The organism is Allobosea sp. (genome assembly GCF_035944895.1).
In the GTDB taxonomy this organism is placed as follows: domain Bacteria; phylum Pseudomonadota; class Alphaproteobacteria; order Rhizobiales; family Beijerinckiaceae; genus Allobosea.
Window position 1 is genome coordinate 84,910 of record NZ_DASZAT010000014.1, and the last position, 13,766, is coordinate 98,675.

14 protein-coding genes are annotated in these 13,766 nt (G+C 66.8%); 3 read left to right on the top strand and 11 right to left on the bottom strand.

Features of this window, described 5'->3' with window-relative positions:
* Positions 1-8 precede the first annotated feature (8 nt).
* Positions 9-1,022 carry a hypothetical protein gene (locus tag VGV58_RS25770; protein WP_326876920.1) on the top strand — a complete coding sequence of 338 codons (1,014 nt, stop codon included), beginning with the start codon at positions 9-11 and terminating at the stop codon, positions 1,020-1,022.
* A 123-nt stretch (positions 1,023-1,145) separates the two neighbouring features.
* Here VGV58_RS25770 and VGV58_RS25775 read toward each other — a convergent pair whose 3' ends face one another.
* From VGV58_RS25775 to VGV58_RS25795, 5 genes are all read right to left on the bottom strand, one after another.
* Positions 1,146-2,033 (bottom strand): alpha/beta fold hydrolase, encoded by an 888-nt coding sequence (locus VGV58_RS25775; RefSeq protein WP_326876921.1) that lies wholly within the window; start codon positions 2,031-2,033, stop codon positions 1,146-1,148.
* An 80-nt stretch (positions 2,034-2,113) separates the two neighbouring features.
* Complete coding sequence (locus VGV58_RS25780; protein WP_326876922.1) at positions 2,114-2,485, bottom strand: MarR family winged helix-turn-helix transcriptional regulator; 372 nt, start codon at positions 2,483-2,485, stop codon at positions 2,114-2,116.
* 106 nt (positions 2,486-2,591) lie between these two features.
* A complete protein-coding gene (locus VGV58_RS25785; RefSeq protein ID WP_326876923.1) occupies positions 2,592-3,887 on the bottom strand; it encodes an MFS transporter in 1,296 nt (431 codons plus the stop codon).
* On the bottom strand, positions 3,884-5,044 hold the full coding sequence (locus VGV58_RS25790) for an amidohydrolase (protein WP_326876924.1): 1,161 nt from the start codon (positions 5,042-5,044) through the stop codon (positions 3,884-3,886). Before VGV58_RS25790 ends, VGV58_RS25785 begins: the two co-directional genes overlap by 4 nt.
* Positions 5,045-5,486: 442 nt before the next feature.
* The gene (locus VGV58_RS25795) at positions 5,487-7,625 is read right to left on the bottom strand and encodes a lytic transglycosylase domain-containing protein (protein WP_326876925.1); all 2,139 of its coding nucleotides are present in this window, start codon (positions 7,623-7,625) and stop codon (positions 5,487-5,489) included.
* Between the two features lie 198 nt (positions 7,626-7,823).
* On the opposite strand from VGV58_RS25795, the gene dapA reads away from it, so the two are divergent.
* Both dapA and smpB read left to right on the top strand, forming a co-directional pair.
* Positions 7,824-8,717, top strand: a complete 894-nt coding sequence (gene dapA / locus VGV58_RS25800) for a 4-hydroxy-tetrahydrodipicolinate synthase (protein ID WP_326876926.1) — start codon at positions 7,824-7,826, stop codon at positions 8,715-8,717.
* A gap of 38 nt (positions 8,718-8,755) precedes the next feature.
* Positions 8,756-9,229: an SsrA-binding protein SmpB gene (smpB, locus tag VGV58_RS25805; RefSeq protein ID WP_326876927.1), complete on the top strand. Its 474-nt coding sequence runs from the start codon at positions 8,756-8,758 to the stop codon at positions 9,227-9,229.
* A 17-nt stretch (positions 9,230-9,246) separates the two neighbouring features.
* Here smpB and VGV58_RS25810 read toward each other — a convergent pair whose 3' ends face one another.
* The 6 genes from VGV58_RS25810 to lepB all read right to left on the bottom strand — a co-directional run bounded on the left by VGV58_RS25810 (position 9,247) and on the right by lepB (position 13,729).
* Positions 9,247-9,633 (bottom strand): nuclear transport factor 2 family protein, encoded by a 387-nt coding sequence (locus VGV58_RS25810; protein ID WP_326876928.1) that lies wholly within the window; start codon positions 9,631-9,633, stop codon positions 9,247-9,249.
* Between the two features lie 62 nt (positions 9,634-9,695).
* On the bottom strand, positions 9,696-10,424 hold the full coding sequence (locus VGV58_RS25815) for a superoxide dismutase (protein WP_349256516.1): 729 nt from the start codon (positions 10,422-10,424) through the stop codon (positions 9,696-9,698).
* Positions 10,425-10,541: 117 nt separating this feature from the next.
* The gene (locus tag VGV58_RS25820) at positions 10,542-11,156 is read right to left on the bottom strand and encodes a LabA-like NYN domain-containing protein (RefSeq protein ID WP_326876929.1); all 615 of its coding nucleotides are present in this window, start codon (positions 11,154-11,156) and stop codon (positions 10,542-10,544) included.
* Between the two features lie 176 nt (positions 11,157-11,332).
* On the bottom strand, positions 11,333-12,244 hold the full coding sequence (era, locus tag VGV58_RS25825; protein ID WP_326876930.1) for a GTPase Era: 912 nt from the start codon (positions 12,242-12,244) through the stop codon (positions 11,333-11,335).
* Positions 12,237-12,968: a ribonuclease III gene (gene rnc, locus VGV58_RS25830; RefSeq protein WP_326876931.1), complete on the bottom strand. Its 732-nt coding sequence runs from the start codon at positions 12,966-12,968 to the stop codon at positions 12,237-12,239. Before rnc ends, era begins: the two co-directional genes overlap by 8 nt.
* Positions 12,965-13,729, bottom strand: coding sequence for a signal peptidase I (lepB, locus tag VGV58_RS25835; RefSeq protein WP_326876932.1), 765 nt, complete (start codon positions 13,727-13,729; stop codon positions 12,965-12,967). The genes rnc and lepB overlap by 4 nt, the downstream gene beginning before the upstream one ends.
* Positions 13,730-13,766: the final 37 nt, after the last annotated feature.

Consider the following 13,766-nt stretch of genomic DNA (forward strand, 5'->3'; position numbering starts at 1 on the left):
GACTGGCGATGCTCTATCTCGCGACCCAGTTCGCCTGGTTTCTTCTCGCCGCCTTCGCGATGGGCCTGGTCTTCGGCTGGCTGACCGGCCGGGGCGGTCCTCGCGGCTTCGCCAGCGGCCCGGTCGTGGGCCTCGCCCTGTTCTGGGCTGCGCTGGCGGCGCTGGTCTGGCTGCGGCTGGTCAATGACCAGGTGGCATTCTGGATCGAGACCGCGCTGCTCTATCTGCTCGCCTATGCCGCCGGCTGCCTGATCGGCAGCCTGTTCGCGGGCGAAGGCGAGGCGCTGCCGGCGCTCGCCGCGCCGGCCTCGCGCCTTGCCTTGCCGCAGCCTGCCCCAGCGCTTCCAGCGCTGGCCGCGCCGGCGAAGAGCATGGAGGCCGCACCCGGTGAATCGGCCCCCATGCCGAAGGTCGAAGGCGAGGATGCGATCGCCGGCAAGCGTCCAGCCGGCTTCGCCGCCGCTCGCGGCGGGCAGGCCGACGACCTCAAGCTGATCAAGGGCATCGGCCCGCAGAACGAGGAGCGCCTGCACGCGCTCGGCATCTGGCATTTCAGCCAGATCGCCGGCTGGACGCCTGACAACGTCGAATGGGTCGGCACCTATCTCGCCTTTCCGGGGCGCATCGAGCGCGAGGACTGGGTGGCGCAGGCGACCGCGCTGGCACGAACCGCGACGACGGTCGAGCCGGTGACGGCGGCTCCGCTCTCCGGCGTGGCGCTCGAAGGCAAGCGGCCGGGCAATCTCCTGCCAGGCGCGCGCGGCGGCAAGCCGGACGATCTCGGGTTGATCGACGGGATCGGCCCGGCGATCGCAGAGACGCTGAATACGCTCGGCATCTGGCATTTCGACCAGATCACCGCGCTCGGACCGGACGAGTTGCGCTTCCTCGCCCATCACACCGGCTTCCCGGGGCGCGATGTCGCCGAGCAATGGCAGGCCGAGGCGAAGATCCTCGCCGGCGGCGGCGAGACCGAGCACTCGCGAGCGGTCAAGGCGAAGCGCCGCAAGAAGAAGCGCTGAGTTCTGCGTCATGGTCGGGCGTGTCCCGACCATCCACGCCTTCAGTCGGCCGATCGAGTGCGGTGATCAAGACGTGGATGCTCGCCACAAGGGCGAGCATGACGGAGAACGAGCACGAAGCCGTTAGGCCGCCTGCTTCTCCGCCTTCGCGATCAGCCGGCCGATACGGCGGACCATGTCCTTGCTGCCGAGCAGGGGGGCATGGCCTTGGCCCGGCGCGGTGAAGGTTTCGCAGCGTGGATGGCGCTGCCCCATCTCTTCCAGCGTCTTCTCGGCCAGGAGATCGGAGTTCTCGCCGCGGATCGCCAGCACCGGGACATGGTTCAGCGCCGCGAAATAGGGCCAGAGCTCGGGTAGCGGCGCCTCGAGATCGAGCTCTTCCAGCGTCTTCAGCAGCCGAGGGTCATAGTCCGGCACCAGAGCGCCATTGCGCTCGGTCCAGGTCCGGCGCGCCATGATCTCCCATTCGGCCTCGCTGAAGAGCGGGAATTGCTGGTCCGAGAGCCGCTTCAGGATCTCGGCGCCCTCGGCGAAGCTGCGCGGCGTCGGCAGCTTGCCGACATAGCCGCGGATGCGCAGCAGCCCGCGCGCATCGATCACCGGCCCGACATCGTTGAGGATGGCACCGCGGATCGCCGCCGGCCGTGCCGCTGCCAGCGCCATGGTCAGGAGCCCGCCGCGCGAGGTGCCGACGAAGACGCCTTCCTCGACGCCCGTCGCCGCCAGGACCTGCATGAGATCGTCGAGCTCGACGCGGATGTCGTAGTCGTGCCAGTCCTTGGCGTAATCCGAGCGGCCGCGGCCGCGATAGTCGAGCGCCAGCACCCGCCGCGGCCCATCTTCCGCCAAGGCCAGCGCGAGCTCGTGGAAATCAGCCGAGGTGCGGGCGAGGCCCGGGAGGCAGATGATCGGCAAGGCGGACGCCGCCTGCGGTCCATACTCGCGGACATGCAGCTTCAGCCCGTCGCGAGCGCTGATGAAATGGGAGCGGAAGCCGGTATCGGAATTCATGCGGGGGGACTCGGGGGCAGGGCGGGCGTCTCGCACCTAACCATGGCTGTGCCGGGGGCGGAAGACGACGTTGGCGGGTGCTACGACGCGCCCCAGCCTCGCAGCTTGGCGATGCAGCGATTGAAGACCGCGAGTTCCTCCGGCGTGAGAGCGGAGAGGAAATCGCGCTCCATGACCTCGCCGAGCCGGTCGGCCTCCTGCCTGACGCTCTCGCCCTTCGCCGTGAGCCGCAGTGCCACGCGCCGCGCATCGGCGCTTTCGAGATCGCGCAGGATATAGCCTTCGGCGATGAGCTTGCGCAGATGCTTGGAGACCAGCGTCTGCTCGATGAAGCTGGCTTCCGACAGCGCCTTGGACGACAGGCCGGGCCGGTCGCCGATCGTCCTGATCACGCGCAGTTCGCGAATGTTCAGGCCTAGCTTCTCCTTGTAGACGCGCGAGGCCTTCGCCATCGCGGTCTGGTTGACCTGGTCGATCCGGAAGGTCAGGAACGATTCGGGCAGGTCGAGGCTCCTTCTGGCGCTGGCTAGACGTCTTACCCGACTTCGCCGGCCCGGCTCAACGCCGGGCCTCGCCGCGATCGGCCTGCCAGAGCGCGATCAGCGCCAGGCAGCTGCAGGCGATGAGGTAATACGACGGCACCATGTCCGAGCCGGTCTTTGCCACCAGCCAGGTCAGGGTGAAGGGCGCGAGTCCGCCGAACAGCAGCACCACCATGTTGTAGGCGATCGACATGCCGGTCGAGCGGACAGTGGTCGGGAACATCCCGGCCAGCAGCCCTGGCGTCGGCGCCCAGATCGCCGCGATCGGCAAGGCGCAGATCGCCTGCACGAGCAGCAGACGCTCGAAGCTCGGCACCGCCACGACATAGGCGAGCAGCGGATAGGACAGCAGCGCGAAGGCGAGCATGCCGCAAAGCCAGACGCGGCGCGGGTTCCAGCGATCGGCGAGCTGGCCCATGATCGGCACGAAGAAGAACAGCAGGATGCCGCCGATCAGCGAGCTCAGCATGGCGCTGGTGAAGGGCAGCTTGAGCTGGCGCACGACATAGCCCGGCAGGAAGATGAACCAGACATAGTTCGAGGCGGTGCCGGGGATCATGATGGCGCAGCTGCGCAGCAAGGCGCTGCGATGCTGGGCCAGCACGGTGCGGAACGGCGTCTGCCTGACCTTCGGACCGCTGTCCTTCTCGTATTCCGGCGATTCATCGACGAAGCGGCGGATATAGAAGCCGAGCGGCGTGATCAGCGAGCCCAGCAGGAAGGGGATGCGCCAGCCCCAGTCCTGCAGACTTTCGGGCGTCATCGCTGTCGAGAGCGCGTAGCCGGAGAAGGCCGCGAGCGCGAGCGCCAGCGCCTGCGAGCACATCTGGAAGCTGCCATAGAGCATCTTCTTCCGTGGCGGGGCGTATTCGACCAGCATCGCGGTGGCGCTGGCGAATTCGGCGCCGACCGAGACGCCCTGCAGGATGCGCGCGATGATGACGAGGATCGGCGCCAGCATGCCGATCGTCTGATAGCTCGGCGTCAGCCCGATCAGCACGGTCGAGAATCCCATGATCAGGATCATCACCGTCAGGATCGGCTTGCGGCCGAAGCGGTCGGCATAGGTCGAGAGCAGCACGCCGCCGACCGGCCGCACCAGGAAGGAGATCGCGAAGGTCGCCGCCGTCAGCAGCGCCGAGACCAGCGGGTCGGCGCTCGGGAAGAAGACCTGCGCGATGATGGTCGAGAAGAAGCCGTAGACCAGGAAGTCGTACCATTCGAGCCCGTTGCCGATCACCGAGGAGATGACGGCGCGGCGGACCATCGAGGCCGAGCGCGGCTGGGCGGGGGCGATAGCGGCGGCAGTCATGCGCTCGCCCCTTCCATGGCCTGGCGTGTGGCGATGCGGGCGAGGATGCTGGCGCCGATAGGCAGCAGGCGGTCGTCGAAATCGAAGGTCGGGTGGTGGCACATCGCCCCAGGCTGGCCGAGGAAGATGTAGGCGCCCGGCCACTGATCGAGCATCAGCGCGAAATCGTCGGAGAAGGGCAGGGGCTTCAGGTCGATCTGGACATTGCCCGCGCCGAGCACCTCGCCGGCTGCTGCCGCCGCGGCCGCCGCGGCACGCGGATCGTTGACGCAGGGCAGGCAGCTCGCCTTCTGGATGCAGGCGATCGTGCAGCCCGACATCACCGCGAAGCCCTGGCAGATAGCGTCGAGCTTTTTCAGGATCAGCGCCTCGACTGCCGGGTCATAGGTGCGGATCGTGCCGGAAAGTTCAGCCGAGGCCGGGATGATGTTCGGCGCCGTGCCGGCCGTGAGCCGCCCAAGGCTGATCACTGCCGGCGCGAGCGGGTCGACATGCCGACCGACGATCGAGGAGATCTCGGTCGCGAGCCTTGCTGCGACCTGCAGCGGGTCGATCGTGGTGTGCGGAGCCGCGCCATGGCCGCCGACGCCGTCGATCCTGATCTCGAAGGCGGCGATGCCGGCGAGCGTCGGGCCGGGCCGGACCGCGGCCGTGCCTTCGGCATAGAGCGGGATGGTGTGGAGCGCGTAGACCTCCGAGCAGGGGAAGCGTTCGAACAGCCCGTCCTCGATCATGCGCTTGGCGCCGAGCCCGACCTCCTCTGCCGGCTGGAAGATCAGATGGACCTTGCCGCGCTTGGGCGGATTGGCGGCGAGATGCCGGGCGGCGCCGAGCAGCATCACCGTGTGGCCGTCATGGCCGCAGCCATGGAAGCGGCCGGGCGCGGTCGAGCGATAGTCGGCGCCGGTCTCCTCGGTCATCGGCAGGGCGTCCATGTCGGCGCGAAGCCCAATGGTCGAGCCGGGAGCCGCGCCTTCGATCACGCCGACGAGGCCGGTGCCGCCGAGGCCCCGATGGACAGTGACGCCGAAGGAAGCCAGCGTCTCCGCCACGAAAGCCGAAGTCCTGACTTCCTCGAAGGCGGTTTCGGGATGGGCGTGAAGGTCGCGGCGCCAGGCCTGCAAAGTCGGCGCGTGCGCGGCAATGTCCGGCAGCATCTGAACTCCTCCCTTGTGCGTTTGGAAGAGCAGGTACTTGAAAATTTCAAATATTGCAATTGGCAGGGATGATTATTGCGGGGAGGGCGCTTGCGACGCAGCGAAGCGCAAGGTGTCGCTTGTGAAGCGGGCGTGACGGGACAGGCGCGGGGAACCCCTCTCCCGGATGGGAGAGGGGCAGGGGTGAGGGACCGCCGCCAGTCATTAAAACGCAGACAGTCCAAACGCGTCGTCATTCCGGCGCTGCGCCGCTATGCGGCTTGTCCGGAATGACGATGGTTTGACCGAGGAGCGCATTGGGGAGGTGCGCGTCGCCGCGCCTTCTGCGGTTAGGGCAGGCCCTCATCCCTACCCTTTTCCCACACGGGAGAAGGATTCCCCGCGCGGTTCACCAGCGCTAGGCGCGAACCTGAACGATCCAGCCCTGTAGGAGAGGGGGCGCTCAATCCCGCTTGCCGCCGCGCTTCAGATCGTAGTCGATCATATAGGCGGTGCGCTGGTTGAGGCGCTGGCGGTAGACCTGCAGGTTCTCCATCACCCGCTGCACGTAATTGCGCGTCTCGGTGAAGGAGATGCGCTCGACCCAGTCGATTGCGTCGACCTCGGGCAGGCGCGGATCGCCATAGGCGGCGATCCACTTCTTCACATTGCCGGAGCCGGCATTATAGGCGGCAAAGGTCAGGATATAGGAGCCGCGCCAGTCGCCGAGCAGGTCGTTGAGATGAGCCGCGCCCATCCTGGCCGAATAGAGCGGATCCTTGGTCAATCGGTCGAGCTCGAAGGGAAACTGCGCCCGCCGCGCCGTCTCGCGCGCTGTCGCCGGCATCATCTGCATCAGGCCGAGCGCGCCGGCATGGGAGACCGCGGCCGGGTCGAAGGCGCTTTCCTGCCGGGCGATGGCGTGGACGATGGCGCGCTCCATCGGATCGCCCACCGACGGGAACTCCGGCACGCCGAAGGTCGGGAAGGCGGCCTCGTCGAGCGGGAACCCGCGTTGCAGCGCGAGCTTCCCGATGGTGAGCAGCGTCTTGGCGTCGCTGCGCTGGCGAGCGATGTCGGCGATGGCTTCGAGCGCGGCGGTGTCATGCAGGCGCTGCGACAGGTCGATCACCAATTGCCCGGCGAGGTCGGGCGCCTCGATCGCATAGAGCAGCTTCGCCGCCTTGAAGCCGGGCAGATGCGCCAGCGGCGCCGCCATGGTGCGCCGCACCGGCAGGTCGGTGAGGCCGAGCCGGGCGCGGGCGAGCTGGCCGTAATAGGCGACCGGGTGCTCGGCGGCGCGGCTGTAGAAGGTCTTCGCCTCGTCGGCCTTGCCGAGTGCGTCAGCGGCGCGGCCTTGCCAATAGGTGGCGCGGGCGACAGAGATCGGGGTCTCCGCGATCTTGGCGGCCTCGGCGAAATGCTTTGCCGCCCGCTCTGCGTCCTTCTCGAAGCGCAGGGCGATCCAGCCGGAGTGCCATTCGGCGTCGATACGCTCGGCCGTGTCCTCGGCGCCGTGGCCGGACGCGACCGCATAGGCGCCCTTGGCGTCACCCTCGTCGAGCAGCTTGCGGGCGATCAGCCGGCGCTCCTCCCACCAGCCATCGCCGTCGCCGAGCAAAGCGGGATCGCGCGGCACCTCGGCGATCGCCTTGGCGGCGTCGGCCGGCTTGCCGGAGCGGCGCGCCTGCTGCGCCTGCAGGAAGGCGAAGGAGATGTCCTTCTTCAGGGCGGCCGGCACGGCGTCGATCTGCTTCTGCGCGATCGGCCCCTTGGCCTTGGCGCTGGCGAGACGGACCTTGGCCAGGGCGACATAGTCCTGCGAGACACGGGCGGCGTTGCGCAGCGCCTCCTCGCTCTTTCCGGCGAAGAGATAGCGCTCCGTGCGCAGGCGATGGTCGGCGGTGGTGAGCTTGTCGCCGAAATTGTCGAGCACGATCTTCTCGAGTCCGGCGCCGAGATGGTCCTTGAGCCAGGTTCGGCGCGCGAGCGCCAGCGCTTCGTCCGCCTTGCCCTCGGCCGCGAGCGCACGGGCGAGGGCGACACGCCCGGCGGGGCTGATAGGCTCGCGGCCATGGAAGAAGGCGCGCACGGTCTCGGGGCTGCGCCGGTCGGTGACCAGCGCCGCTTCGGCGCGCCGACGGAACGGTGTCGTGCCGGGATAGTTCGGGAAAGCGTCGAGGAATTCGGCGATGCGCTCGAAGCTGACGACATTCGACAGGCTGCGCAGCGCCACCCATTCCAGCATGCCGCGCACCGCCTTGTCGTCGATGCCGCGGGCGATCGCGTCGCCTTCCTCAAGCTTGCCGGCGCGGTAGGCTGCGACCGCCTTCTTCAGCGGTTCGAGGTCGATGCGCTCTTCCGGCCGGACGATCGCGGCCGGAGGCACGGGCGATGCGGGCGGCTCGGTCTGCGGCGCGAGCGAGGCCGTCACGCCGACATCGACGCTGGCAGGCCCGGTATCGTCGCTGGTATTGACGCGCGCCAGGCGCTCGACCTGCAATGGATGCGAGCCGTCAGGGCCCGCGGAGCAGGGGCCGGCAGTCACCAGAATGAGCGTCAGGCCGGCTCCGAAGAACCGTCGGCCCGGCGATAGTGCCATATGAGGCATCCCCCCAAGCAAGCCGGATCGTAGCAGTAGGCCATGCTCCCGCAGGGAGCTTTACGAAGTCCTAACTATGCCGCCACGATTTTTGATGGGTTGCCGGCTTTGCGGACTGCAGCTGAAAGGCTATGTCTGTCGCCTGTTTTTTGGCGGGAAACCGTTTCACGCCGAACTTTGTCGTTTTCAGGACCGTCCATGACCAAGCATGCGCCACTCACCGGTTCGATGCCCGCGCTGGTGACGCCGTTCAAGGGCGGCAAGATCGACGAGGCGACGTTGCGCGCTTTGGTCGACTGGCAGATCGAGAGCGGCTCGACCGCGCTGGTTCCGGTCGGCACCACTGGCGAGAGCCCGACGCTCAGCCATGACGAGCACGGCCACGTCACCGAGATCGTCATCGATCAGGCCAGGGGCAGAGTGCCGGTTATCGCCGGCGCCGGCTCGAACAACACCACCGAGGCGATCTCGCTGGCCAGGCACGCCGAGAAGGCTGGCGCCCAGGCCGTGCTCGTGGTCACGCCCTACTACAACAAGCCGACCCAGGAAGGCATGTACCAGCACTTCAAGGCGGTGAACGATGCGGTCGGGATTCCGATCATCATCTACAACATTCCGCCGCGCTCGGTCGTCGACATGTCGGTCGAGACGATGGCACGCCTGTACGAGCTGAAGAACATCGCCGGGGTGAAGGACGCGACCGCCAATCTCGCCCGCGTCTCGCTGCAGCGCCATGTGCTCGGTCCGGACTTCATCCAGCTCTCGGGCGAGGACATGACGGCGCTCGCATACATGGCCGCCGGCGGCCATGGCTGCATCTCGGTCGTCGCCAATGTCGCGCCCAAGCTCTGTGCCGATCTGATGGCCTGCGCCCTCAAGGGCGACTATGCCGGGGCCCTGAAGCTCCAGGACCGGCTGGTGCCGCTGCATGACGCCATCTTCAAGGAGCCGGGCCTCGCCGGCGCCAAGCACGGGCTGAAGCGCCTTGGCCGGATCGAGGAAGAGGTTCGCCTGCCGCTGCTGCCGGTCACGCCGGCGACGGGCGAAACCATCCGCAGCGCCATGGTTCACGCCGGCCTGCTGAATGCTTAAGTGAGGTAGTCGGCAATGCCGACTACCGGAGTGTTTCGATGAGCAAGCCAGATCCCGAGCGCTACAAGCTTGCGGCCGACAACCGCAAGGCGCGCTACAGCTATGCCATCACCGAGACCTTGGAAGCCGGCATTGCCCTGCAGGGCACCGAGATCAAGTCGCTGCGCGGCGGCAGGGCGACGATCGGCGAGAGCTATGCCGGGCCGATGGGCACCGAGCTCTTCCTGTTCAACGCCCATATCCCGGAATATCTGGAAGCCAACCGCTTCAATCATGATGTCCGCCGGCCGCGCAAGCTGCTGCTGCACCGCCGCCAGATCGACAAGCTGATGGGCGCGATCCAGCGCGAGGGCTACACCGTCATCCCGCTCAAGGTCTATTTCAACGACAAGGGCCGGGCGAAGGTCGAGCTCGGCCTCGGCAAGGGCAAGAAGCTGCACGACAAGCGCGAGACCGAGAAGACCCGCGACTGGAACCGCGACAAGGCGCGCATTCTGAAAACGGGCGGGTAGGCCGCGGGCAGCTGCGTTTACTGGGGGAGCTCATTGGGCTCTACGAAGCTTCCCTCCGGCGCCGGATGGGGCAGGGACCAGCCGAAATAGACCTCGACCTCGACGATCTTGCCGCCTCGGATCGTCAGGATCTCGGTGTTCCGGAAGCCCTTGCCGTCGATGGCTTCGCCCTCATAGCTGACGAAGACGGTCTCACCGAGCGCGATGAGGTGTTTGAACGTGCAGGCGCGGATGCGCTCGCTGTTCGGCCAGCAGCGCTCGAAATAGGTCTCGCGGTCGAGCCGGTTGTCGAGCGGACTGCTGAAATGGAAGTCCTCGGCGATGAGGGCTTCGAGCGCGGCCCGATCCTTGTCGACATAGGCCTGGTAGCAGGCGTGCGCGATATCGCTGGCATCGTCCGGCATGGTCTGCCCCTTACATCCCCATTACAACTGTAACGGGAAGGGAAGGGGCAGGTTCCGTATGGTCAGCTCATCGCCTTCTTGAAGTTCTCGTTCGCCTTGTCCCAGTTCACTGTCTTCCACCAGGCGGCCAGGTATTCCGGCCGGCGGTTCTGGTACTTCAGGTAATAGGCGTGCTCCCAGACATCGATGCCGAGCACCGCCTTGGCTCCGAGCTCGAGCGGTGTGTCCTGGTTCGCGGTCGAGATGATCGCCAGCTTCTTGTCCTTGTCGACGACGAGCCAGGCCCAGCCCGAGCCGAAGCGCGTCGCGCCGGCCTGGTTGACCTTCTGCACCAGCTCCAGCATCGAGCCGAAAGCGCCGTCGATCGCGCTCTTCAGCTCGGCGCCGGGCTGTTGGGCTCCGCCCGGTGTCATCAGCTCCCAGAAGAAACTGTGATTCCAGTGGCCGCCGACATTGTTGCGCACGGCGGTGCGGGCATTGTCGGGTGCGGTGCTGAGATCGGCGAGCACCGTCTCGATCGGCGTGGTGCGCAGCGCTTCCCACTGGCCGGCGGCCGCGTTGGCGCCGTTCACATAAGCTTGATGATGCAGCGAATGGTGGATGCGCATGGTCTGCGCGTCGATGACCGGCTCCAGTGCTTCGTAGGCATAGCTCAGCTTCGGCAGCGTGAAGACTGGTGGTGGCGCGGCAGGAGCCGGCGCGGGGGCCGCCTGCGCCAGCACCAGCGCCGGACGGGCGATCACGAAGGCTGAACCGGCGGCGAGGCCGGTGAGAAAGCTGCGGCGTTCCAAGGCGTGCCCTCCGGTGTCGTTGCGGAAACAGAGCTTGCGCGAGCCGCCGCCGCGGTCAAGTGCCCGCGGCTCAACGCCGCTGCTCCTGCATCGACAACGCGATAGGGCGGGGCAGGTTCAGCCCTCCGGGGGCTCGTCGCCCTGGCGGATGCCATAGCGGCGTTCCAGCCCGGGGTTGCCGGCGCCGGGCGCGCGCGCGGCGCGCTCGGCCGGGTCGCGGCCGACCTTCTGCATCAGGCTGGCGAGTTCGACGAACTCGTCGCATTGCCGGCGCAGATCGTCGGCGACCATCGGCGGATTGGTGTTTATGGTCGAGACCACCGAGACCTTGACACCCTTGCGCTGCACCGCCTCGACCAGCGGGCGGAAATCGCCATCACCGGAGAACAGGTAGATGTGGTCGAGATGGGGGGCGAGCTCGAGCATCTCGATGGCGAGCTCGATGTCCATGTTGCCCTTGACGCGGCGACGGCCGGTCGCGTCGGTGAACTCCTTGGCCGCCTTGGTGACGACGCGGTAGCCGTTGTAGTCGAGCCAGTCGACCAATGGTCTGATCGAGGTGTATTCTTCGCTTTCCACGAGTGTCGTGAAGTAGAAGGCTCGGATCAGATTGCCGCGGCTCTGGAATTCCTTGAGCAAACGTCGGTAATCCATGTCGAAGCCGAGCTGCTTCGACGTCGCGTAAAGGTTGGCTCCGTCGATGAAGAGCGCGATGCGCGGTTCACCTGCCATGTAATGGCTCCTGCTCAAATCGAGTCGATCAATAAGAATCGGCACGGATCAAGGTTGAATAATGTCAGGCTGGCGCTCCAAATCGAGCGGTCCTTCGGTGTTTATGTGGTGAATGCGACGTACCGCGCAAGATTGTGAATGAATTTTGCCATTTGCGCGTGCAGGCACGCAGGTGCTCATCTTTTGGGAAATTCCAGGCCCATCTCGCGATAGCGCTCCGGATCGTCGCTCCAATTCTCTCGGACCTTGACGAAGAGGAAGAGGTGGACCTTCGCCTCGGCCGCTTCGGCGATCTCGACGCGCGCCTTCTGGCCAATCGCCTTGATCGTCTGGCCGCCTTCGCCGAGCACGATCTTTCGCTGGCCCTCGCGCTCGACATAGATCGTCTGCTCGATCCGGACCGAGCCGTCCGGGCGCTGCTGCCAGCTCTCGGTCTCGACGGTCGAGCGATAGGGAAGCTCGTCGTGCAGGCGCTCGAAGATCTTCTCGCGGGTGATCTCGGCGGCGAGGAAGCGCAGCGGCGCATCCGAGATCTGGTCCTCGGGATAGAGCCAGGGGCCGGGCTTCAGCCGGGTCTCCAGCCAGCTCAGGATGTCCTTGACGCCATAGCCGGTCAGCGCCGCGACCATGAAGGTCGTCTCGAACGTGGCCTGCTCGTTCACCGCCGCGGTGATGGCGAGCAGCTTCTCTTTCGGGATCGTGTCGATCTTGTTGAGGATCAGGAACTTCGGCTGCCTGAGTTCGGCGAGCTTCTCCAGCAGCGCGGTGTTCTCTTCATGGTCGAAGCGGCCGACATCGATCAGCACGCCGATCAGGTCGGCATCGGTCGCCCCGCCCCAGGCGCTGGTCACCATGGCGCGGTCGAGCCGGCGCTTGGGCGCGAAGATGCCGGGCGTGTCGACGAAGATGACCTGTGTCGGGCCGGAGAGGGCGATGCCGCGCACCTGGGTGCGCGTCGTCTGCACCTTGCGCGAGACGATCGAGATCTTGGCGCCGACGAGCTGGTTGAGCAGCGTCGACTTGCCGGCATTGGGCGCGCCGATCAGCGCGACGAAGCCGCAGCGGGTTTGCTGGTCGCCCTCAGCCATGGTCGGCCTCCGCTCCTTCGTTCCACAGTCCCTGCCGCCGCAGGAAGGCTTCGGCCGCCGCCTGCTCGGCCAGCCGCTTCGAGCGGCCTTCGGCCTCTGCTTCCACCAATGAGCCGATCCGTACCGCGATACGGAAGATCGGCGCATGGTCGGGGCCGGAGCGGCCGCGCTCGGCATAGGTCGGCGTCGGATGGCCCTGTCCCTGCGCCCATTCCTGCAACGCGGTCTTGGCGTCGCGCAAGGGCGTCACCGGCGTCAGCAGGCGCTCGCCGAAGCCGGCCTCGACCAGCTTGCGTGCGGCATCATAGCCGCCGTCGATGAAGACGGCACCGATGATCGCCTCGCAGGCATCGGCCAGGATCGCCTTGTTCTTGCGCGCGCCCGAGAGGATCTCGCCCTCGCCGAGCCGCAGGTACGGGCCGACGTCCCAGGCGGCGGCAACCGCCGCGCAGGTCTCCTTGCGCACGAGGTCGGCGAGGCGGCGCGACATGTCGCCTTCCTCGGCCTGCGGATAGGTGGTGAACAGCATGTCGGCGACCGAGAGGCCGAGCACGCGGTCTCCCAGGAACTCGAGCCGCTGATAGCTCGCGAGCCGGCGCGGATCGGCGCTCATATGGGTGAGCGCCGTCTCGAGCAGGGCCCGGTCGCGGAAGCGGTGGCCGAGCCTGTCCTCGAGCCGGGAGAGCTCAGGCAGCTTGCGGCCGCTATCGGTGGGCTTGCTCACTTGATCGTCGAGAACATGCGGTTCCAGCGCACCGTCCAGGGCCATTCCCAGATGCGCCAGGCCGACGCGCCCTCGTCGATCGAGAAGAAGATGATCTCGGCGCGGCCGACGAAGTTCTCGAACGGCACGTAGCCGACGCTGCGGTCGCGCGAATCGAGCGAGTTGTCGCGATTGTCGCCCATCATGAAGAAATGGCCGGCCGGCACCGTGAACACCGGCGTGTTGTCAAAGGTGCCGGTGTCACCCTCGCGCTCGATGATCTGGTGGCTGACCCCGTTCGGCAGGGTCTCGCGATACTGGATCACGGGAGCGGAGCGGCCCCAGGCATCGGTGGTGACGAAATCGGCGATCCGCTCGCGCTTCACCGGCGCGTTGTTGATGTGGAGGATGCCGTCGATCATCTGGATGCGGTCGCCCGGCAGGCCGATGACGCGCTTGATGTAATCGGTCGATCCGTCGCTCGGCAGCTTGAACACGGCGATATCGCCGCGCTTGGGCTCGGCGGCCCAGACCCGGCCCTGGAACAGCGGCGGGCTGAACGGCATCGAATGCTTCGAGTAGCCATAGGTGTATTTCGAGACGAACAGGTAGTCGCCGATCAGCAGCGTCGGGATCAGCGAGCCCGAGGGGATGTTGAAGGGCTGGAACAGCAGTGTCCGGATCACCAGGGCGATCAGCAGCGCCTGGACGACGACCTTGACCGTCTCGAGGATGCCACCTTCGTCCTTGGTCTTGCTCTTGATCTCGGCGTCGTTGGCCACACGGGCCTCCTGCTGGCTACGGTTCGAGTGCGCGGTC

Coding starts and splice junctions, on each gene's coding strand:
- VGV58_RS25790 (WP_326876924.1), bottom strand. CDS start 5,044: ATGCTGCCGGACATTGCCGCGCACGCGCCGACTTTGCAGGCCTGGCGC.
- VGV58_RS25770 (WP_326876920.1), top strand. CDS start 9: ATGCTCTATCTCGCGACCCAGTTCGCCTGGTTTCTTCTCGCCGCCTTC.
- era (WP_326876930.1), bottom strand. CDS start 12,244: ATGGCTGAGGGCGACCAGCAAACCCGCTGCGGCTTCGTCGCGCTGATC.
- VGV58_RS25820 (WP_326876929.1), bottom strand. CDS start 11,156: ATGGCAGGTGAACCGCGCATCGCGCTCTTCATCGACGGAGCCAACCTT.
- VGV58_RS25775 (WP_326876921.1), bottom strand. CDS start 2,033: ATGAATTCCGATACCGGCTTCCGCTCCCATTTCATCAGCGCTCGCGAC.
- VGV58_RS25780 (WP_326876922.1), bottom strand. CDS start 2,485: ATGGCGAAGGCCTCGCGCGTCTACAAGGAGAAGCTAGGCCTGAACATT.
- VGV58_RS25795 (WP_326876925.1), bottom strand. CDS start 7,625: ATGGCACTATCGCCGGGCCGACGGTTCTTCGGAGCCGGCCTGACGCTC.
- VGV58_RS25785 (WP_326876923.1), bottom strand. CDS start 3,887: ATGACTGCCGCCGCTATCGCCCCCGCCCAGCCGCGCTCGGCCTCGATG.
- smpB (WP_326876927.1), top strand. CDS start 8,756: ATGAGCAAGCCAGATCCCGAGCGCTACAAGCTTGCGGCCGACAACCGC.
- dapA (WP_326876926.1), top strand. CDS start 7,824: ATGACCAAGCATGCGCCACTCACCGGTTCGATGCCCGCGCTGGTGACG.
- VGV58_RS25810 (WP_326876928.1), bottom strand. CDS start 9,633: ATGCCGGACGATGCCAGCGATATCGCGCACGCCTGCTACCAGGCCTAT.